The organism is Rahnella sp. ChDrAdgB13 (assembly GCF_017655185.1).
Taxonomy (GTDB): domain Bacteria; phylum Pseudomonadota; class Gammaproteobacteria; order Enterobacterales; family Enterobacteriaceae; genus Rahnella; species Rahnella contaminans.
Map to the genome: position 1 here is coordinate 1 of NZ_JAEMGT010000061.1, position 21,008 is coordinate 21,008.

Genomic DNA, 21,008 nt, shown 5'->3' on the forward strand with positions numbered 1-21,008 from the left:
GGAACTGCCAGGCATCAAATAAGTAGAAAGCCCTGTACTGACGTACAGGGCTTTTTGCTATGGGAAATTTGGATAAATTTTCAGCCATATCCCTCTATTTTTTCCTCATGTAGTTCCCTTTTTATCACTCATTGCTTTTCGTTTCCTCTGGTATATAACCAGATCGTCTAGATTAATAACCGAAGCTGAAACATTTTCACTTAACGTTTGCAGACTCGACATTTTAGATAAAAACCGTTATCTTCGGCTATCTAGAAGTCTAAACGTATAAATGGATGTAGTGAGGAAGTTGCTATGCCGATCCGGGTCCCAGATGAATTACCAGCCGTAAATTTCCTGCGCAATGAGAATGTTTTTGTGATGACCTCATCACGCGCAAAAACTCAGGAAATTCGTCCTTTGAAAGTGCTGGTACTCAATCTGATGCCAAAGAAAATTGAGACCGAAAATCAGTTTTTACGGCTGCTTTCCAACTCCCCTTTACAGATTGATGTACAGCTTCTGCGCATTGATAGTCGTGAATCTAAAAATACTCCGGCTGAACACCTGAATAACTTTTACTGTGATTTCGAAGACATCCAGCATGATAACTATGATGGCCTGATTGTCACCGGCGCTCCTTTGGGCTTAGTGGATTTCTGTGATGTTGCCTACTGGCCAGAGATTGAGCGCGTTATCCACTGGGCGAAAGAACACGTCACGTCGACATTGTTCGTGTGTTGGGCGGTGCAGGCTGCGTTAAATGTGCTTTATGATTTGCCGAAGATGACGCGCGAAACCAAGCTTTCAGGCGTTTATCCTCACCAGACATCACAACCGCTGGCTTTGCTGACCCGTGGATTTGATGAAACATTCCTGGCACCTCATTCGCGCTATGCTGATTTTCCTGCGGACATCCTGCGTCAGCATACGGATCTTGATATTTTCGCTGAATCTGACGAGGCCGGTGCTTATTTGTTCGCAACGAAAGATAAGCGTATGGCCTTCGTTACGGGTCATCCGGAATATGATGCCGGTACGCTCGCCGGAGAATATTTACGTGATGTCGCAGCCGGTTTATCACCTGAAATGCCTTACAATTACTTCCCGCAAGACAATGCAGAGCTAGCGCCTAAAGCGACCTGGCGTAGTCACGGCCATCTGCTGTTTACCAACTGGCTAAACTACTATGTTTATCAGATCACGCCATTCGATCTGCGCCAGATGAATCCAACCTTGGAATAATTCCCTTCATGATTTACAGACGATCCTACGTGATCGTCTGCTTCTGTTTGCCTCCAACGCCTTCCTCGTAAATGACTATCCGATCCTCAGTCTCTAAAAAATCGAAATAGATTCATATTTTTCGATATTTTTTACGTGTTTAACTCACTGATTAATAGCTGTTAAATCATGCAATAAAAATAAAATGGAAATCGTTTTTGATTTTATGAAAAACCTGATTACGCTTAAATCTATCGGGCAATAAATGACCATCGATAAATCCCCTGAGGATCTTTCCCTGTGTCGCTGTTTTATTTTCTACCGTATCAGCATCTGCTTAGTGAGGCGGTCTGGCAGATTTAAGTCGAAAAATCAGGAGAGTTAGCGATGTCAGAGCAAATTACGCGCAGTCAGCTTAGTTTTACACGCCGTTTTGGTGAAAATGAAACACATATTCTGACTGCAGAAGCAGTGGATTTTTTGTCTGAGCTGGTCATGCGCTTTACCCCGCTGCGTAACCGCTTGATGACAGAACGTGTCGCGGTGCAGAGAAAAATTGATGGCGGTATTTTACCGAATTTTATTTCGGAAACTGATTCCATAAAAAAATCACAGTGGACGATTCGGGGCATTCCGGAGGATTTAAAAGATCGCCGCGTAGAAATCACCGGACCCGTAGAACGCAAAATGGTGATTAATGCGCTAAATGCCAATGTGAAAGTCTTTATGGCGGATTTTGAAGATTCCCTTGCTCCTGACTGGCAAAAAGTCATCGAAGGGCAGATCAACTTACGTGATGCGGTTAACGGGACGATCAGCTACACCAATGAATCCGGAAAAATTTATCAGCTCAAACCCGACCCGGCCATTCTGATTTGCCGTGTGCGCGGACTGCACTTACCTGAGAAACACGTCACCTGGCAAGGTGAGGCCATTCCCGGTTCTCTGTTCGATTTTGCGTTGTACTTTTTCCACAACTATCGCGCGTTGCTGGCGAAAGGCAGTGGCCCTTATTTTTATCTGCCAAAAATGCAGTCATATCATGAAGCTGACTGGTGGAGTCAGGTCTTCAGCTTTGCCGAGGACTACGCCGGATTATCACGTGGCACCATCAAAGCCACCGTTCTCATTGAAACTCTACCTGCCGTATTCCAGATGGACGAAATTCTTTACCACCTGCGCGACCATATCGTCGGGCTTAACTGCGGGCGTTGGGACTATATTTTCAGCTATATCAAAACGTTGAAGAATCATTCTGACCGCGTTTTGCCCGATCGCCAGTCAGTCACCATGACGCAGCCATTCCTCAACGCGTATTCACGGCTTCTCATCAAAACCTGCCACCGCCGCGGCGCATTTGCGATGGGGGGCATGGCGGCATTTATCCCCAGCAAAGATGTTAAACGCAATGAATGGGTGCTGAACAAGGTAAGAACGGACAAAGAACTGGAAGCGACCAACGGGCATGACGGTACCTGGATAGCACATCCGGGGCTGGCTGATACCGTGCTGGAAGTCTTCGATAAAGCGCTCGGTTCCCGCTCCAACCAGCTGGACGTATTACGCGAAGACGATGCAGATATTACTGCGGCACAATTGCTGGAGCCTTGTTCCGGCGAACGTACTGAAGAGGGTATGCGTGCCAACATCCGTGTTGCCGTGCAGTACATCGAAGCGTGGATCTCCGGAAATGGCTGCGTACCCATTTACGGGCTGATGGAAGATGCTGCTACCGCCGAGATTTCCCGAACCTCAATCTGGCAATGGATCCACCACGGCAAAACGCTCAGCGACGGTCAGCTGGTCACCAAGCCTTTGTTCCGCCGCATGTTGAATGAAGAAATGCTGGTGATCCAACAGGAGTTAGGTGAACAACGTTTCAGCGCCGGGCGCTTCACGCAGGCCGCCACATTAATGGAAAAAATTACCACGCAGGATGAGTTAATCGACTTCCTGACCCTGCCGGGCTATCAACTGCTGGCCTGATTCTTCATACCCTACACATAAAAAGACCGGAGCATTTGCCATGAAAACAACACGTACTCAGCAAATTCAGCAGCTTGAAGAAACCTGGAATCAGCCACGCTGGAAGGGGATTACCCGCCCTTATACGGCCGCCGAAGTCATCAGCCTGCGCGGCTCGGTGAATCCGGAATGTACTGTGGCTCAGCACGGCGCTGCCCGTCTGTGGAATTTACTGCACGGCGCGTCCCGTAAGGGGTATGTGAATTGCCTGGGCGCGCTCACCGGCGGGCAAGCATTGCAGCAGGCAAAAGCCGGGATTGAGGCGATTTATTTGTCTGGCTGGCAGGTCGCGGCCGATGCCAATACGGCGTCCAGCATGTATCCGGATCAGTCGTTATATCCGGTGAATTCCGTGCCTGAAGTGGTAACGAGGATTAACAACACTTTCCGCCGTGCGGATCAAATCCAGTGGGCGAATAATATTGAGCCCGGTCAGCCCGGTTATACCGACTATTTCCTGCCGATTGTGGCTGACGCTGAAGCCGGTTTTGGCGGCGTACTCAATGCTTTTGAACTGATGAAATCCATGATTGAGGCCGGTGCAGCAGCGGTTCATTTTGAAGACCAGCTTGCCGCTGTTAAAAAGTGCGGGCATATGGGCGGAAAAGTTCTGGTGCCAACACAGGAAGCCGTGCAGAAACTGGTATCCGCGCGGCTTGCCGCCGATGTTCTCGGTGTACCGACGTTGCTGGTGGCGCGTACCGATGCCGATGCCGCTGATTTACTGACGTCCGATTGTGACCCTTATGACAGCCAGTTTATTACCGGCGAAAGAACGCATGAAGGCTTCTACAGAACGCATGCGGGTATCGAGCAGGCCATCAGCCGCGGGCTGGCGTATGCGCCGTACGCTGATGTTGTGTGGTGCGAAACATCAACGCCTGATCTCACTCTGGCCCGGCGTTTTGCCGAGGCCATTCATGCCAAATTCCCGGGCAAACTGCTGGCCTACAACTGTTCGCCATCGTTTAACTGGAAGAAGAATCTGGATGATAAAACGATTGCCACCTTCCAGGAGCAGTTGGCGGCGATGGGCTATCAGTACCAGTTCATCACGCTGGCGGGCATCCACAGTATGTGGTTCAACATGTTCGATCTTGCTCATGCGTATGCGCAGGGCGAAGGGATGAAACATTACGTCGAAAAAGTGCAGGAACCTGAATTTGCGGCGATCGGCCGCGGATACACTTTTGCTTCACATCAGCAGGAAGTGGGCACCGGATATTTCGACAAAGTGACGAACATCATTCAGGGTGGACGCTCATCGGTAACCGCGTTAACCGGTTCGACCGAAGAACAGCAATTCTCCCCGACATCCCACTGATTTAACCCGGCGCAAGCCGGGTTTTTCCCCTGCCGGAGCCGATATTATGCGCATCGAGCTGTTGATTGCTCAGACTATTTTGCAAGGGTTCGATGCACAGTATGGCCGGTTTCTGGAGGTGACCTCGGGCGCGCAACAACGCTTTGAAAATTCCGACTGGCCGGCGGTGCAGGCGGCTATGAAACAGCGAATTCATCTTTACGACCACCATGTCGGATTGGTTGTCTCTCAGCTCAAATGCATTACGGGTCAGCACTTTTACGATGCTGCATTCTTGGTCCGCATAAAAAACTGTTACGCCGGATTGTTGCCTGACTATCCCCGGGCAGAAATCGCCGAAAGTTTCTTTAATTCAGTCTATTGCCGGATTTTTAAACACCGTGAACTCACGGCGGATAAGCTTTTTATTTTTAGCGAACAGCCCATTCACCGGCCACAGTATTGCGCCCGGCCACTCGCCCGGCAATATCCTGTGAAAGGAAATCTGGTCACCACGCTGGGCCGGATTCTTCACGATCTTCCGATGCGTTTAACGTGGGAGAATGCGCCGCGTGATATTGATTACATCAGTACAGCGTTGCAGCAAAGATTTCCCGGTGATGCGATATCAGAGGCGGTAATTGAGATCGCCACTGAAGTTTTCTACCGCAATAAAGCGGCGTGGATTATTGGAAAAATCGGGCTGGGTCAGCAGGTTTTCCCGCTGTTATTGCCGGTGCATCAAAGTCATCAGCGCGAATTGTTTGTGGATGCGTGTCTGACAGAGGGAAATGATGCCAGCATCGTTTTCGGCTTCGCGCGTTCCTATTTTATGGTGTACGCCCCGCAACCGGGCGCGCTGGTGGAATGGCTGCGGGAGATATTACCGGCAAAAACGACGGCTGAACTTTACAGCGCGATTGGCTGCCAGAAGCATGCGAAAACCGAATGTTATCGCGAGCATTTACGCTTTATGGCGCAAACCGACGAGTCTTTTATTATTGCGCCGGGCGTCAAAGGTATGGTCATGCTGGTCTTTACCTTGCCCGGAAGTGACCGCGTTTTCAAAGTCATTAAAGACCGTTTCGCCCCGCAAAAGGAGGTGACCGAAGCGCAGGTTATGGCCTGCTACCAGCTGGTCAAAGAGCACGACCGCGTAGGGCGGATGGCCGATACCCAGGAATTTGAACATTTTGTTCTGGCTAAGAAAAATATCAGCCCGGAATTAATGGCAGAGCTACAGCGTGAAGTCCCGGCGAAGATTGAAGATCTGGGCGACAGTATTGCCCTGAAGCATTTGTATATCGAACGGCGTATGACGCCGCTGAATTTATATCTGGAACAGGCGGATGATCAGCAGATGCATGACGTTATTGAAGAATACGGTAACGCGATTAAACAACTTGCGGCAGCGAACATTTTTCCTGGAGATATGTTGTTTAAGAATTTTGGCGTGACCCGTCACGGCCGCGTCGTATTTTATGATTACGACGAAATCTGTTACATGACGGAAGTGAATTTCCGCGATATTCCTGAACCGCGTTACCCCGAAGATGAACTGGCCAGTGAGCCCTGGTACAGCATTGCGCCGGGGGATGTTTTTCCTGAAGAATTTCGCCATTTCCTGTGCAGCGACAAGCGCGTCCGGCAGTTCTTCGAAGTGGCACACAATGACCTGTTTTGTGCCGATTACTGGCGCGGTCTGCAAAAGCGGATCCGCGAAGGGCACGTTGAGGACGTCTTCGCATATCGCCGCAGTCAGCGTTTCAGCCGCCGTTAAGTCTTATGCTCCCGCCATCAGTGCGGGAGCGATTCCTCAATTAATGTTTCCCGCCGCCATAAGCCTGCGTAATTTCTTTTGCTGCGTGGATCACCAGCGCGCCCAGTTCTGTCACGCGATCGTCTGTTATCCGTGAAACCGGGCCGGAAATGGAAATCGCGGCGTAAGCGTCGTTATGCTCATCGTAAATGCAGGTCGCCACACAGCGCAGGCCGAGTGCATGTTCTTCATCATCAAAGGCATAACCGCGTTTGCGCGTATCGGCCAGCTCCTGTTTCAGGTTTGCCGGAGACGTTTTGGTCAGCGGTGTGTAGCTGTGTAAACCAATTTTGTGCAGAAGCTTCGCCAGGCGCTCTTCCGGCAGGGTGGAAAGAAATGCCTTACCCGCACCGGAAGCATGCATCGGCAGTTTTCCGCCAATCGGCGCTGACATTCGCATCAGTGCATTACATTGCACCTGATCGATAATGATCGCCTGATAATCACTGTGATCCAGCACTGCCAGATTCACCGTTTCGCCGGACTCCTCCATCAGACGGCGCAGCATCGGGTGCACCATCGCCAGCAAATTACGGCTTTGCAGAAAACTGCTGCCGACCACGAACGCATGCGAGCCGATGGTCCACAGACCCAAATCGCCGACCTGTCGCACAAACCCCTGCTGCTGCATCGTGGTCAGCAAACGGTGAGTGGTGGAATTCGGTAAACCTGCCTGCTGAGCCAGATCCGTCAGTGCAACGCTGCCCTGAGCTTCAGCGATATATTCTAGCAACGTAAGGCCACGCGTGAGGGACTGAACCTGTCCGGTGGCGGCGCTACCTGCTGTTGCAGCGGCTTTTGTTTTCTTAGCACGCTTGGCCGGAGTCAATGTGGACATTGCCATAAGCCTGTTCCTTGTAAGATGCGCCAAAAACTGGCGAAGAAAAATTATTTTTGGAATTGGTTTTCGTTTTTACAGTATGGATCGCAACCTGCCTTTGCGCTCATCCGATGTGTTGCACAGCATTTGCGGGATGCCTTCCTGAATTGAAAAAGTCTCATGTCACCACGGCCTTTTGGCTTCTGAAGGTATGCTAGGATGTTGACCATAATTTCCGGCGTATGAATGAACAATTTGCCGGGTGTGCGTGGTGGGTGATGAGGTGAAAGTGACTAATCGGGTTGAAGCGCTACATAAGCAACTGGCACAGCGCATTTTGGTGCTGGACGGCGGCATGGGAACCATGATCCAGAGCTACCGTCTTGAAGAAGAAGATTATCGCGGCCAGCGCTTTGCCGACTGGGGAAGCGATCTTAAAGGCAATAACGATCTTCTGGTCCTGAGCAAACCCGAAGTGATCATCGAGATCCACAACGGTTATCTTGCCGCTGGCGCAGATATTCTCGAAACCAACACCTTCAACTCCACCACTATTGCGATGGCCGATTACCATATGGAATCGCTCTCGGCTGAAATCAACTATGAAGCCGCCCGGCTGGCGCGTCAGTGCGCCGATGAGTGGACCGCCCGCACACCGGATAAACCGCGCTATGTGGCCGGTGTTTTAGGCCCGACTAACCGCACAGCTTCGATCTCTCCAGACGTTAACGATCCGGCATTTCGTAATGTCTCTTTCGATCAACTGGTTGAAGCCTACCGTGAATCTACCCGGGCGCTGATTAAGGGCGGTGCCGATCTGATCATGATCGAAACCGTTTTTGACACACTCAACGCCAAAGCCGCGACGTTTGCGGTGGAAACCGAATTTGAAGCGCTGGGCATCGTACTGCCGGTAATGGTGTCTGGTACGATTACCGACGCCTCTGGCCGTACGTTGTCAGGCCAGACAACCGAAGCGTTTTATAACTCGCTGCGCCACGTAAAACCGCTCACCTTCGGCCTGAACTGTGCACTGGGGCCAGATGAATTACGCCAGTATGTCGCTGAATTGTCGCATATTGCTGAATGTTATGTCACGGCGCACCCGAACGCCGGTTTGCCTAACGCTTTCGGTGAGTACGATCTGGAAGCCAAAGAAATGGCGGAACACATTGCCGAATGGGCGCGCTCGGGCTTTCTGAATATTGTCGGCGGTTGCTGCGGTACCACGCCTGCACATATTGCGGCGATGGTAAAAGCCGTCGAAGGCGTGCCGCCGCGTGCGGTGCCGTCTATTCCCGTGGCCTGCCGTCTGGCGGGGCTGGAACCTCTGACTATTGATCCGCAGACGCTGTTTGTGAACGTTGGCGAACGTACCAACGTCACCGGTTCTGCGCGATTTAAACGGTTGATTAAAGAAGAGAAGTATTCTGAAGCGCTGGCAGTTGCCCGCCAGCAGGTAGAAAGTGGCGCGCAGATTATCGACATCAACATGGATGAGGGGATGCTCGACGCCGAAGCGGCGATGACGCGTTTTCTCAACCTGATTGCCGGTGAGCCGGATATCGCCCGTGTGCCAATCATGATTGACTCCTCCAAATGGGATGTCATTGAAAAAGGCCTGAAATGCATTCAGGGCAAAGGCATTGTTAACTCCATTTCGATGAAAGAGGGTGAGGAAGCTTTCCTGCATCACGCCCGTATGGTGCGCCGCTACGGGGCAGCCGTAGTCGTCATGGCCTTTGATGAAACCGGACAGGCGGATACCCGCGCCCGTAAAATTGAAATTTGCCGTCGCGCCTACAAATTGCTGACTGAAAAAGTCGGCTTCCCGCCGGAAGATATTATTTTCGACCCGAATATCTTTGCAGTCGCCACCGGGATTGAAGAGCACAACAACTACGCCGTTGATTTCATCGAAGCCTGCGCCGACATCAAAGCCCAGTTACCTCATGCGCTGATTTCCGGCGGTGTCTCCAACGTTTCCTTCTCGTTCCGTGGTAATGAACCGGTGCGCGAAGCTATTCATGCCGTGTTCCTGTATCACGCCATCCGCAACGGCATGGATATGGGGATCGTCAACGCTGGCCAGCTGGCGATTTATGATGACTTACCGGCTGAACTGCGCGACGCCGTTGAAGACGTGATCCTCAACCGCCGTGATGATGGTACCGAGCGTCTGCTCGAGTTGGCCGAAAAATACCGTGGCAGCAAAGACGATGGCGAAGCGAATAAACAGCAGGCGGAATGGCGCAGCTGGGAAGTTAAAAAACGCCTCGAATACTCGCTGGTGAAAGGCATCACCGAATTTATCGAACTGGATACCGAAGAGTGCCGCCAGCTGGCTGCGCGCCCTATCGAAGTGATTGAAGGTCCGCTGATGGACGGCATGAACGTCGTCGGTGACCTGTTTGGTGCCGGTAAAATGTTCCTGCCGCAGGTGGTGAAATCCGCCCGTGTTATGAAACAGGCTGTGGCATATCTCGAGCCGTACATCGAAGCCAGCAAGGAGAAGGGCCAGACCAACGGCAAAATCCTGCTGGCGACGGTAAAAGGCGATGTGCATGACATCGGCAAAAATATTGTCGGCGTAGTGCTGCAGTGTAATAACTACGAGATTATCGATCTCGGCGTGATGGTGCCGACCGACAAAATTCTGAAAACCGCCATTGAAGAGAACGTCGATATTATCGGGCTGTCAGGGCTGATCACGCCATCGCTTGATGAAATGGTTAATGTGGCGAAAGAGATGGAGCGCCGCGGTTTCACCATACCATTACTGATTGGCGGTGCGACGACATCCAAGGCACACACCGCGGTTAAAATCGAACAAAACTACAGCGGTGCGACCTGCTACGTGCAAAACGCCTCGCGTTCAGTCGGCGTGGTGTCTGCTTTGCTGTCAAAAGATCAGCGTGATGCGTTTATCGAACGCACGCGCAAAGAGTACGACACCGTGCGTATCCAGCATGGACGTAAAAAGCCGCGTACACCGCCGGTCAGCCTTGAGGTGGCGCGCGATAACGCCACCACTATCGACTGGGACGATTACACGCCGCCGGTTGCTCATCGCCTCGGCATTCAGAAAGTGGAAGCCAGCATTGAAACGCTGCGCAATTACATCGACTGGACGCCATTCTTCATGACCTGGTCGCTGGCAGGCAAATATCCGCGCATTCTGGAAGACGAAGTGGTCGGTGAAGAAGCGAAGCGCCTGTTCAAAGATGCCAACGATCTGCTCGATAAGCTTTCCGCTGAAAAATTATTGAATCCGCGCGGTGTGGTTGGCCTGTTCCCGGCAAACCGTAAAGGTGATGACATCGAGATTTACGCAGATGAGCGCCGCACGGACGTGCTGGTGGTCAGCCACCATTTGCGTCAGCAAACCGAAAAAACCGATTTCGCGAACTATTGCCTGGCCGATTTTGTCGCACCGAAATCCAGCGGCAAAAAAGATTACATGGGCGCGTTTGCCGTCACAGGCGGGCTGGAAGAAGATGCGCTGGCCGAGGCGTATGACAAGCAGCATGATGATTACAATAAAATTATGATCAAAGCGCTGGCAGACCGTCTGGCCGAAGCGTTCGCGGAATACCTGCATGAGAAAGTGCGTAAGGTCTACTGGGGTTTTGCGCCGACAGAAAACCTGAGCAATGAAGAACTTATCCGCGAAAATTATCAGGGGATCCGCCCGGCTCCGGGTTATCCGGCCTGTCCTGAACACACTGAAAAAGGCCAAATCTGGAAACTGCTGGATGTTGAAACTCACACCGGCATGCAACTGACTGAATCCTTTGCGATGTGGCCGGGCGCTGCGGTATCCGGCTGGTATTTCAGCCATCCTGACAGCAAATACTTCGCTGTGGCGCAGATTCAGCGCGATCAGGTCGAAGATTACGCCGCGCGCAAAAACATGCCAGTCGCCGAAGTTGAACGCTGGCTCGCGCCAAACTTAGGTTACGACGCCGATTAATTTCCCTGTCATGCTTCCAGCTGACTCTGCGCTGGTGGTTCTCATGAAACCCGGTCACTGACTTCATCAGGTGGCCGGGATTCATATCAATTCACTTCCACATCAATGTGCAGCGCGTCATAACGCCAGTATTCCAGATCGCAGTCGATGACCTGGTCATTTTGGTCCCGGTTGGTGCGCGTGATAAATAACGCGGGGCTGCCGGAGGCAACTTTCAGCGCCTGCGACGCTTCTCTTGTCAGCAGCGTCGGCACCATATCAAACCGTACGCGCCCGTAATGGATATCGTAGCGTGATGCATACAGGTCAGTCAGGGAAGAGGTTAAATCTGCATCAAGAATGCCACTGAAATACAAAGGATTGAGGTAATGCTCCACATAAAGTACCGGGCGCTTGTCGATATAGCGTAACCGACGGATGCAGATCACATCACTGCCGGAGGGCAGCAATAATTTCTGGCAAACGGTGTCGCTGGCAACACAGTGCCTGGCATCAATAACCTGAGTTTCTGCGCTGCGCCCCTGATCTTTCGCCATTGCGTGAAAATGACTTCTTTGCAACGGGTTGTAGACAATGCGCGGAGGAGAAACAAACCAGCCCCGGCGTACTTCACGATAAATCAGCCCCTGCGCTTCCAGATGGCCTAACGCTTCACGCAGCGTAATACGGGTCGTGGAAAACTGTTCACTCAACGCGCGCTCAGAAGGCAACCTTCCCTCGGCAGAAAATGCCCCGGCCGCAATACTTTCGCTCAATACCCTGCAGATGACAGCAAGTGTGGTCTGCGATTCACTCATCGGTCAGCAAGCCTCATTTCAGTGCGTTTGTGCACCAGTCTGCCCCTTCATCGTGTCAATAATGTGCGCTTGTTAACAGCGATAAGCTTAAAACTGCTGCTTTTTCACGCTGACATATAATTATCACAATTGAGCGTTAGATTGGCTTGGTTCTTGCTGGACTAGACCAGCACTTCACACACTACCATCCGGAGCATCCGTTATGAAACAGTTGTTCGCTTCTGTGTTAACCAGCGCGCTTGTCCTCTCCGCTTCACCGGCATTTGCCGCTGAACCTCCTGCTGAACTCCTGAAAGCGGCACAAGCCGAAGGCACGGTGAACAGCGTCGGTATGCCTGATGACTGGGCGAACTGGAAAGAGACCTGGAATGATTTGAGCACCAAATACGGCCTGAAACACAGTGATACCGATATGAGTTCTGCTCAGGAAATCGCGAAATTCCTTGCCGAAAAAGACAATGCCAGTGCGGATATTGGTGATGTGGGTGCTGCATTCGGTCCGGTAGCGGTTCAGAAGGGCGTCACTCAGCCTTATAAACCGACCACCTGGGATCAGGTGCCAGACTGGGCGAAAGATAAAGATGGTATGTGGGCACTCGCTTACACCGGCACTATTGCATTCATCATTGATAAATCTCAGGTGAAAGATGAGCCGCACAGCTGGGCTGATTTGCTCAACAGCAAATACAAAGTCACTATCGGTGATGTCAGCACCGCAGCGCAGGCCGCGAACGGCGTTCTGGCGGCAACGTACGCGTTGGGCGGCAATGAAAAGGATCTGAAACCGGGTCTGGAATATTTCGGCAAACTGGCGAAAGCAGGACGTCTGAGCCTGACTAACCCGGTCATCGCTTCTCTGGAAAAAGGTGAAGTGCAGGTGGGTGTGGTCTGGGACTTCAACGGTCTGAGCTATCGCGACAAAATCGACAAAACCCGCTTCGACGTGGTGATCCCTTCTGATGGTTCTATCACCTCGGGTTACACCACCATTATCAACAAATTCGCCAAACACCCGAACGCCGCTAAACTGGCGCGTGAATACATCTTCTCCGATGCCGGTCAGATCAACCTGGCGCGTGGTTATGCCCGCCCAATCCGTGCTGATCACATCACACTGCCAGATGACGTGAAAGCCAAACTACTGCCATCCAGCGAATACAAAAATGCTCACCCGATTGCCGATCCGGCTGCCTGGGATAAGAGCGCCAAAACCTTGCCTCGCCTGTGGCAGGAAAACGTCATGATCAACATGCAGCAGTAATTTCCTGAATTAAAAAATAGAAAAAACCGGGCAGCGAAAGCATTGATTAATTACAACACCTGCAAGAAAGGCATAAGTGTAATGAAGAGCATTCTGGTAGTACTCGACGGCCTGAATTATCAGGTCGGCAAAGACGCAATGGGTTATTTACAGGCTCAGTGTGCCGCAGGACGCGGCCGCTTGTATCAACTGGAATGCGAACTGCCTTCTCTGTCCCGGCCGCTTTACGAATGCATTCTCACCGGCATCGCGCCGGTGGCGAGTGGCATTGTGCATAACCACGTTGACCGGTTATCCACGCAACGCAGTATTTTCCATTATGCTCGTGAGGCAGGTCTGACGACCGCGGCTGCGGCTTATCACTGGGTCAGTGAATTATATAACCGCACGCCGTTTGACCCGCCGCGTGACCGTCATACCAGCGATGAGTCTCTGGCCATTCAGCATGGTCATTTTTACTACGACGACGGCTACCCTGATTCGCATCTGTTTGACGATGCTGAAAGCCTGCGCCGTCGGCATGACCCCGATTTCCTGCTGATCCACCCGATGAATATTGATGACGCTGGCCACAAATTTGGCCTGTCGACGCCGCAATACCGCAACAAAGCGCGGACGGCGGACGGCATACTTTCGCGCTATCTGGGTGACTGGCTGGACGCGGGTTATCAGGTCATCGTAACCGCCGACCACGGCATGAACGATGACCGCAGCCATGGCGGTATTTTACCGGAAGAGCGTCAGGTGCCGTTGTTCGTCTTTGGCAGTGCTTTCAGCTTTAAAGATGCCGCACCGCTGCAAACCGAGTTGTGTGGCACCGTTTGTCAGATCCTCAATATTGCCCACGACAAGCCACATTGCGCGGCATTACTGGCCTGAATCCCGTCACTTTTAGAGGATAACCGATGAAAGCTAAGTGGATTGCAGCGCTGTTTATGCTGCCGTTTCTGGTTTTTTTCGTCGCGTTCCAGCTGGCGCCGCTGGCCTGGATTGCAGTGAGCAGCTTTTACAGCGAAACCTATGAAGCCTGGGGACTGGGCAATTACAGCGATATTCTGACTTCTCCGTTTTATCTGCAGGCCATGCGTTTCTCGCTGGATATTTCTATCTGGTCGAGTTTATACGGTTTGCTAATCGCGTTAGTGGGCAGTTACTCACTTCGCCAGCTAGGCCCGACAAAGCTGCATGATTTCGTGATGTCGTTTACCAATATGACCAGCAACTTCGCGGGCGTGCCTCTGGCGTTTGCCTTTGTGATTTTGCTCGGCCTGAACGGTTGCCTGACGCTGCTGCTCAGAAAATATGGCCTGATGGAGCATTTCGACCTGTATTCGAAAGACGGGCTGATTGTGCTTTACACCTATTTCCAGATCCCGTTGGGCGTATTGCTGATGTATCCCGCGTTTGATGCCCTGCGCGAAGACTGGCGCGAATCGGCGGCTCTGCTCGGTGCGGGGCGCTGGAGTTACTGGCGTCATATCGGCATACCCGTTTTATTCCCGGCGCTGCTGGGGACTTTCGTGATTTTGCTCGCCAACGCTCTGGGCGCGTATGCCACGGTTTACGCGCTGACCACAGGCAATTTCAACGTCGTGCCGGTACGCATCGCGGCGCTGGTGTCGGGGGATATTTCCCTCGATCCGAATATGGGCAGTGCGCTGGCGATGTTACTGGTGGTGCTGATGGCGTTTATCACGCTTGTCCATCAGTGGTTATTGCGTAAAAGTTATCTCAGTCAGCGCAGCTGATTGCCGGAAAAAGGAACGTAAGATGTCGCGCTCTGAAGCGATTTACCACCGTGTGGTGATCTGGATTTTACTGATTGTCCTGATGTTGCCGTTGCTGGCGACGCTGGTGTACGCGCTGGTGCTGGAATGGGGCGCGACCATTTTGCCGAGCGGCTTTACGCTGAAATGGCTGGTGGAATTGTGGAGCGATCCGCGTTTTCTGATTGCGCTCTGGCACTCGCTGCTGGTGTGTTTTGGCACACTTTTCCTGTCGCTGGTGCTGATCCTGCCACTGATGTTTGTGATTGCTTACTATTTCCCTAAGCTCGATGCGCTGATGAATATTCTCATTCTGCTGCCGTTTGCCGTGCCGCCGGTCGTCTCATCCGTTGGCCTGATGCAGCTGTATTCTGCTGAGCCGCTGGCGCTGACCGGTACGCCGTGGATCCTGATTGGATGTTACTTCACCATCGCCTTGCCGTTTATCTATCGTGCTATTTCCAACAACATGCAGGCGATCAACCTGCGCGACCTGATGGATGCGGCGCACCTGCTCGGTGCCAGTACCTGGAAAGCCGCGTTGCTGGTGGTGTTACCCAACTTACGTAAAGGCGGAATGATTGCCGTGTTGCTGTCCTTCTCCTTCCTCATCGGGGAATTCGTCTTCGCTAATTTACTGGCGGGCAGCCGTTATGAAACGGTACAGGTTTATCTCTATAACATGCGCAATGGCAGCGGTCATTTCACCAGCGCATTAGTCATCTCGTATTTCATGGTCGTCCTGATTTTCACCTGGGTGGCGAACATGCTGAACAAAGGAAAGAGCTGATTATGTCGTATTTGCAGGTCACTCAACTCAACAAGTCGTACGGTCCGACGCAGATTTTCAATAACATTGATTTCTCGGCAGAAGAGGGTGAATTCGTCACGTTGCTGGGGCCAAGCGGCTGCGGAAAATCCACCCTGCTGCGCTGCCTGGCCGGACTGACGTCGGTCGATAGCGGAAAAATTGTGATTCAGGGGCAGGACATTGTGCCCTTACCACCACAGCAGCGCGGGATCGGGATGGTCTTCCAGAGCTACGCGCTGTTCCCGAATATGACGGTCGAAGCCAACGTTGCGTTTGGTTTGAAAATGCAAAAGATACCGGCTTTGGAACTACATCGTCGCGTGGGCGAAGTGCTGGAACTGGTGGAAATGAACGATTACGCCAAACGTTATCCGCATCAGCTTTCCGGCGGTCAGTGTCAGCGTGTGGCGCTGGCGCGTTCGCTGGTGACGCAGCCGCGCCTGTTGTTGCTCGATGAACCGCTTTCCGCGCTTGATGCCCGTATCCGTAAACATCTGCGCGAACAAATTCGCCGTATTCAGCGTGAAATGAACCTGACGGCCATTTTCGTCACGCACGATCAGGAAGAGGCGCTGACCATGTCAGACCGGATTGTGCTGATGAACAAAGGACAAATCGTCCAAAATGCCGATGCCGAAACCTTATATACTGAACCGGTGGATGCGTTCGCAGCGGGCTTTATCGGCAGCTACAACCTGCTGAGTTCTGAACAGGCGATGGCGCTGACAGGCATGACTTACACGGGCCGCGTTGCCATCCGGCCAGAGTCGGTGACGATATGCGAGCTGACTGAGGGCATTTCGGCTAAAATTCTAAGCCACAGCCTGCTGGGCAACGTGGTGCGTTATCGTGTTTTAGCGCACGGTGTTGAGCTTTCTGTGGATGTTTTAAACCGTTCTGTGGCCTCACTTCGCGCCGATGGCAGCGATGTTGGTTTGCAGTTAGATCTTGTTACGTTACGGGAAGTTGCATGAAACTGGCGCTGTTTGATCTCGATGAAACTCTGATTAGCGGCGACTGTTCCAGCTTGTGGTCTGCCTACATGGTAGCGAATGGCTGGGTGGCGGATGAACAGGCTTTCCTGCAACAGGATGCCGCGCTGATGCAACAATATGCCGTGGGTAAAATGGATATGCAGGAGTACATGCGCTGTACTCTCGCACCGCTTACCGGCCGCAGCGAAAGTGACGTCGCAGGCATGGTCGCAAGCTATATTCAGGACGTAATAGCACCGCGTATTTATGCGCAGGCGCGTGAGTGCCTGGCTGCTCACCGCGCACAGGGCGACCGGACGGTCATTATTTCCGCCTCCGGCCAGCATCTGGTGCAGCCGATTGCCCGTTACCTCGGTGTTGAGGAAACGCTGGCGATTGGTGTGGAAATGAAAGACGGGCGCTTTACCGGCGCCACGCAGGGGACGATGACGTACCGCGAAGGCAAAGTGTCGCGTTTACTTGAACTCATCAATCAGGACGATTCCCTGCTGCAACAAGCCCGTTTTTATTCGGATTCCCACAATGATATGCCCTTACTGACCCGCGTGGGTCAGCCGGTTGCCGTGAATCCCGACGCCATCCTGCTCCGGCACGCCCGGCAGGCAGGATGGCCCGTGTTTTCGTGGAAATAGACTGCAGATAAAAAATGTTAAATCAGGGGCGTTTTTATAGGGATTTCTTCAGAAACTTATTCTGACGCCCGTGACGATTTGCCAGTAATCAATCCCTTCCTCTTCCAGCCTTTTCTGGTATTCCCCGCCCACACTCAGTGACACATTCGGGATGAGTGTATTGACCACGCCAATATTCAACTGCGCCGCGCTGCCTGTCACATCGGTTGAAAAACGACTGACATCGTTACTGTGGAGGTCGCCGATATGAACGTCAGAATGGTGGCTGAAATCTTTAATCAATCGCGTGCTGGCGACCACCGCCCATTTCCCAGTATTCAGGCTGTCCCAGTCGTATCGATAACGCAATCCGATACTGCCCAGCGGCCTCGTCATGTTATCGTATTTAACCTTCGCGTCATCGATATCGGTAAAGTTATCAACCTTCAGATATTGCACTCCGGCACCGATAACCGGTGTCAACTGATGCTGACCCAATGTGAACTGATAGCCCACATCCAGCGTGGCGCCAAACGATTTAGCATTGATATCTGCGACATCACCCCCGCGTAAATCGGTGGAAACCTCGCCGTTGTATTTCGCCGCATTCAGCCCGAATTCCGCCAGAAGCCCGTTTTTCTGTTTGTAAACCGACAAGCCAGAAAGCCCCCATGTGGTGTAGTGCGTTTTGCTGTCTCCGTCTGCCGCATCAGGAGTGATATCCAGATCCGCCCGGGAAAGCCCAAGGCTTACATCAAAAGACTGACTGTCAGACTGCAGTTGCAAGACCTTACCGCCAAACAGCCAGCCTTCTTGTTTCTGTTTATAGTCGTAGCCGTAATCTTTAAAGCTGAGCGACGAATGGTAAGTATCTTCTCCATTGAGGTACTGGAAGAAAATATTCATTTTCTTATCGTCGAGAAGCGAAACCTGATTTTGAAAACTGCTGTTCAGGCGGCTGCTGTAGCTGAATAATGCGGAAGGCAGGGAAAGATAAGAGGGCACCTGCGGAGTTACCGCTGCCCGGCTGTATTGAGAATCGCTGTGATGTTCCGGTTCCGGTTCCGGCGTTATATTGCCGCCGTCATCAGGTTCCGGTACGGGAGTCACATCGCCGCCGTCATCAGGTTCCGGTACGGGAGTCACATCGCCGGCGTCATCAGGTTCCGGTACGGGAGTCACATCGCCGCCGTCATCAGGTTCCGGCACGGGAGTTACATCGCCGCCGTCATCAGGTTCCGGAATAGGATCCGTCGTGGGTGAGGTGTTCTCATTTTCACTGAGCATTCGGTTTTGCAAGCGGTAGTCCCAGTATTGCCCTCCCGAACCGGTCACTGCACGCTCATCAGCGGCGCTGCGACCCGGAGCAAAAGCATACAGCGTATAGGCATACGCACCGCGCGCGACGTATTCTCCCGCCAGTGCAAAAGAACTTTTGCCCGCATTGCCGCCGACCTGGATCAGCGAAATACCTTCCAGGTTATCTGCACTGCCGTTGTTGTTACTGTCGGTAAAAATACCCTCTCCGGATGGCGTCACTGAAACCAGAATGGGTTTGTCATCTGAAATCACATCGCCATTGATCAGCAAGCGGTCATATTGCAATGCGCCCGAAGTCAGTTGCGCCCGTAGCTCGACAACGTCGCTGGAGCCGGTGGTCAGATTACCATTGATGTGTATTGTGGATGCACTAACCGGAGCGGCGGAATAGCCCGAAGGGCCGCTGTCAGCATAATAAGGGGCGATGATAACGTCATCTTTCACAACCAGATCGGCGATATTGGCGTTACCGGCAAATGTGGTTCCGTTTTCCATGGTCAGCGTGGAAGCCAGCGAACCCTCGAGAACAAGCGCGCCGTTTTTAACCGTGGTGCCGCCGGTAAAGGTATTGTCACCGTACATGTAAAGATTTGCCCGGCCGTCTTTGCTCAGACTGCCGGCGCCTTCCAGCGTAGCCGCAATAGTGACATCCGCCGTGCCCGATGTACTTTTATCACTGGCATCGCCGGCTTTCACCGAAAGTATGGCCTCGTCGCCCAGGAGCACATGACCTTCCAGTTTGCTGCGGCTGTGCATTTGCAGAGTCGAACGGTCTCCGAGAGTGATGTCACTATCAAGTGTTCCATGTTCTGTGAGCTGAAGCAGACCGCCTTCATTAAGGTTTAACGTGCTTATCTGGAAAGTTTCATCAATCCAGTCGTTGCTGAAAGTCGCGCCACCCGCATGTGGTGTCATCCTTCCGCCCAGCGAAAGCGTACCGTTGCTGACGGTCAGATTGTTAAGCCAGCCGCCGCCGGTCAGGGAATAGTTATCGGTGCTTTTGGCGGACGCTAATATAACGTTGAGCCCCTGCGCGGTATCAGGTGTGCCCAGGCGTCCGATAAAGGTTTCAGATTTCGTGTTTGCCAATGTCAGCGTGGAACTGTCATCGGGATTAGCATTGATGATGGTCGCGCCGGAATCACTGTGATTAATCGTCGTGAAGCGCATGTCATAGCCATTGAGATCCAGTTTCCCCCCGCGGTAACCGAAATAAATATGGGCGGGGTCAATCTGGTCATCTCCCTGCAATTGCACGGTGGGTCTGCCACTGACAAGGGTCACTGAGGAAAAAGCGCGATGGTGGCCCGCCCCGTCGTCCTGCTGAGCCAAAACAGCCGTGCCATCCCCGATATTTAATTCCCCCGGATTATCGCCAAAGGCGTTGACGTAAAGTGTACCGGCACCAATTTTATGCAGGCTGTCTCCCGCCACTCCGTTAACTTCCCAGTCAACTCTCTTACTGGCATCAATCTCAATACCGCCACCCATCCAGGTATTATTTTGACCGTCGGCAGAAATAACCCGGTAGTCGTTGGAAAACTGTAATTTACCCGCGCCCTGATTAATTGTCGCATCCAGGACAATTAATCCGCCATCACCGTTGAAACGCAGATCCTTAGAAGCATCAAGCTGAGGGTTCCGCACATCCGTGCCTATATTTCCTGCCATGATATCTTCCGGGGTGAGAATAAACTGGCCGGGAAGACGGGTGTCGATACCATGCCATTGCCAGCCAGAGTTGCCCTGAATAATGTCGCCAGAAGCCCCCGTGCCGGTCCAGTGAATATCCCCTTGTGCTGCGATATCAATGACATCTGGATCGGTATAATTGTTGACAATGCTGCTTATAAAATCGGTGGGTAAACCCAGCCCGTAAGTACCAAGTGTGTGCGGCGCACGGTTTTCAACGCCGGTACCCGATGTTGTTACACCATACATCTTCCACTTTTTATCAACATTGTCGTAGACCAGTATCGGGCTTCCGCTGTCTCCCTGGTTGGCGGCAATATCCAGAGGCGAGGCCATATTGTTATTAACCCAGTAAATTTGATTCTGAGATATCGTTTGCGGATTTAATGTCCCGGCACTTTTCCACATATAGGAATATTTTGTTAACTGATTCAATGTCTGGCCTGCCGCATCAATCTGATATTGATACCCGGCCCCTACTCGCGTGAAATATACATACCTGCCATTATTTCTGCTCTCGTAAACATCTGAGGGTTTGACTAGGCTTTGTTGAATAAATCGGATTTAGATAAAAGCTCCCCTCGTCGCTGACTTTCTCAGGCAATCCTTACG

At 52.1% G+C, this 21,008-nt stretch carries 14 protein-coding genes; 11 read left to right on the forward strand and 3 right to left on the reverse strand.

Annotated elements, in window-relative coordinates:
- Positions 1 to 294 precede the first annotated feature (294 nt).
- The 4 genes from metA (at position 295) to aceK (ending at position 6,311) form a co-directional block, all read left to right on the forward strand.
- A complete protein-coding gene (metA, locus tag J8X26_RS16050; RefSeq protein ID WP_152327455.1) occupies positions 295 to 1,224 on the forward strand; it encodes a homoserine O-succinyltransferase in 930 nt (309 codons plus the stop codon).
- 366 nt (positions 1,225 to 1,590) lie between these two features.
- On the forward strand, positions 1,591 to 3,189 hold the full coding sequence (gene aceB, locus J8X26_RS16055; RefSeq protein ID WP_208951376.1) for a malate synthase A: 1,599 nt from the start codon (positions 1,591 to 1,593) through the stop codon (positions 3,187 to 3,189).
- Between the two features lie 40 nt (positions 3,190 to 3,229).
- Positions 3,230 to 4,552, forward strand: coding sequence for an isocitrate lyase (gene aceA, locus J8X26_RS16060; RefSeq protein WP_208951377.1), 1,323 nt, complete (start codon positions 3,230 to 3,232; stop codon positions 4,550 to 4,552).
- Positions 4,553 to 4,598: 46 nt separating this feature from the next.
- The gene (aceK, locus tag J8X26_RS16065; RefSeq protein ID WP_208951378.1) at positions 4,599 to 6,311 is read left to right on the forward strand and encodes a bifunctional isocitrate dehydrogenase kinase/phosphatase; all 1,713 of its coding nucleotides are present in this window, start codon (positions 4,599 to 4,601) and stop codon (positions 6,309 to 6,311) included.
- 40 nt (positions 6,312 to 6,351) lie between these two features.
- On the opposite strand, the gene iclR is transcribed toward aceK, so the two are convergent.
- Complete coding sequence (gene iclR / locus J8X26_RS16070; RefSeq protein ID WP_374101285.1) at positions 6,352 to 7,194, reverse strand: glyoxylate bypass operon transcriptional repressor IclR; 843 nt, start codon at positions 7,192 to 7,194, stop codon at positions 6,352 to 6,354.
- Between the two features lie 265 nt (positions 7,195 to 7,459).
- On the opposite strand from iclR, the gene metH reads away from it, so the two are divergent.
- Positions 7,460 to 11,143, forward strand: a complete 3,684-nt coding sequence (gene metH, locus J8X26_RS16075; RefSeq protein WP_374101286.1) for a methionine synthase — start codon at positions 7,460 to 7,462, stop codon at positions 11,141 to 11,143.
- A gap of 86 nt (positions 11,144 to 11,229) precedes the next feature.
- Here metH and J8X26_RS16080 read toward each other — a convergent pair whose 3' ends face one another.
- Complete coding sequence (locus tag J8X26_RS16080) at positions 11,230 to 11,940, reverse strand: UTRA domain-containing protein (protein WP_208951380.1); 711 nt, start codon at positions 11,938 to 11,940, stop codon at positions 11,230 to 11,232.
- Between the two features lie 202 nt (positions 11,941 to 12,142).
- Between J8X26_RS16080 and J8X26_RS16085 the strand changes: the two genes are divergently transcribed.
- The 6 genes from J8X26_RS16085 to J8X26_RS16110 all read left to right on the forward strand — a co-directional run bounded on the left by J8X26_RS16085 (position 12,143) and on the right by J8X26_RS16110 (position 17,405).
- Positions 12,143 to 13,201, forward strand: a complete 1,059-nt coding sequence (locus J8X26_RS16085) for an ABC transporter substrate-binding protein (RefSeq protein ID WP_208951381.1) — start codon at positions 12,143 to 12,145, stop codon at positions 13,199 to 13,201.
- Between the two features lie 81 nt (positions 13,202 to 13,282).
- A complete protein-coding gene (locus tag J8X26_RS16090; RefSeq protein ID WP_152327447.1) occupies positions 13,283 to 14,080 on the forward strand; it encodes an alkaline phosphatase family protein in 798 nt (265 codons plus the stop codon).
- A 26-nt stretch (positions 14,081 to 14,106) separates the two neighbouring features.
- Positions 14,107 to 14,949 carry an ABC transporter permease subunit gene (locus tag J8X26_RS16095; RefSeq protein WP_208951382.1) on the forward strand — a complete coding sequence of 281 codons (843 nt, stop codon included), beginning with the start codon at positions 14,107 to 14,109 and terminating at the stop codon, positions 14,947 to 14,949.
- 22 nt (positions 14,950 to 14,971) lie between these two features.
- Positions 14,972 to 15,757 carry an ABC transporter permease gene (locus J8X26_RS16100; RefSeq protein ID WP_013577382.1) on the forward strand — a complete coding sequence of 262 codons (786 nt, stop codon included), beginning with the start codon at positions 14,972 to 14,974 and terminating at the stop codon, positions 15,755 to 15,757.
- A gap of 2 nt (positions 15,758 to 15,759) precedes the next feature.
- A complete protein-coding gene (locus tag J8X26_RS16105) occupies positions 15,760 to 16,752 on the forward strand; it encodes an ABC transporter ATP-binding protein (protein ID WP_208951383.1) in 993 nt (330 codons plus the stop codon).
- Positions 16,749 to 17,405, forward strand: coding sequence for an HAD family phosphatase (locus tag J8X26_RS16110; RefSeq protein WP_208951384.1), 657 nt, complete (start codon positions 16,749 to 16,751; stop codon positions 17,403 to 17,405). Before J8X26_RS16105 ends, J8X26_RS16110 begins: the two co-directional genes overlap by 4 nt.
- Before the next feature lie 48 nt (positions 17,406 to 17,453).
- On the opposite strand, the gene J8X26_RS27980 is transcribed toward J8X26_RS16110, so the two are convergent.
- Complete coding sequence (locus J8X26_RS27980; protein WP_307803480.1) at positions 17,454 to 20,960, reverse strand: S6 family peptidase; 3,507 nt, start codon at positions 20,958 to 20,960, stop codon at positions 17,454 to 17,456.
- Positions 20,961 to 21,008: the final 48 nt, after the last annotated feature.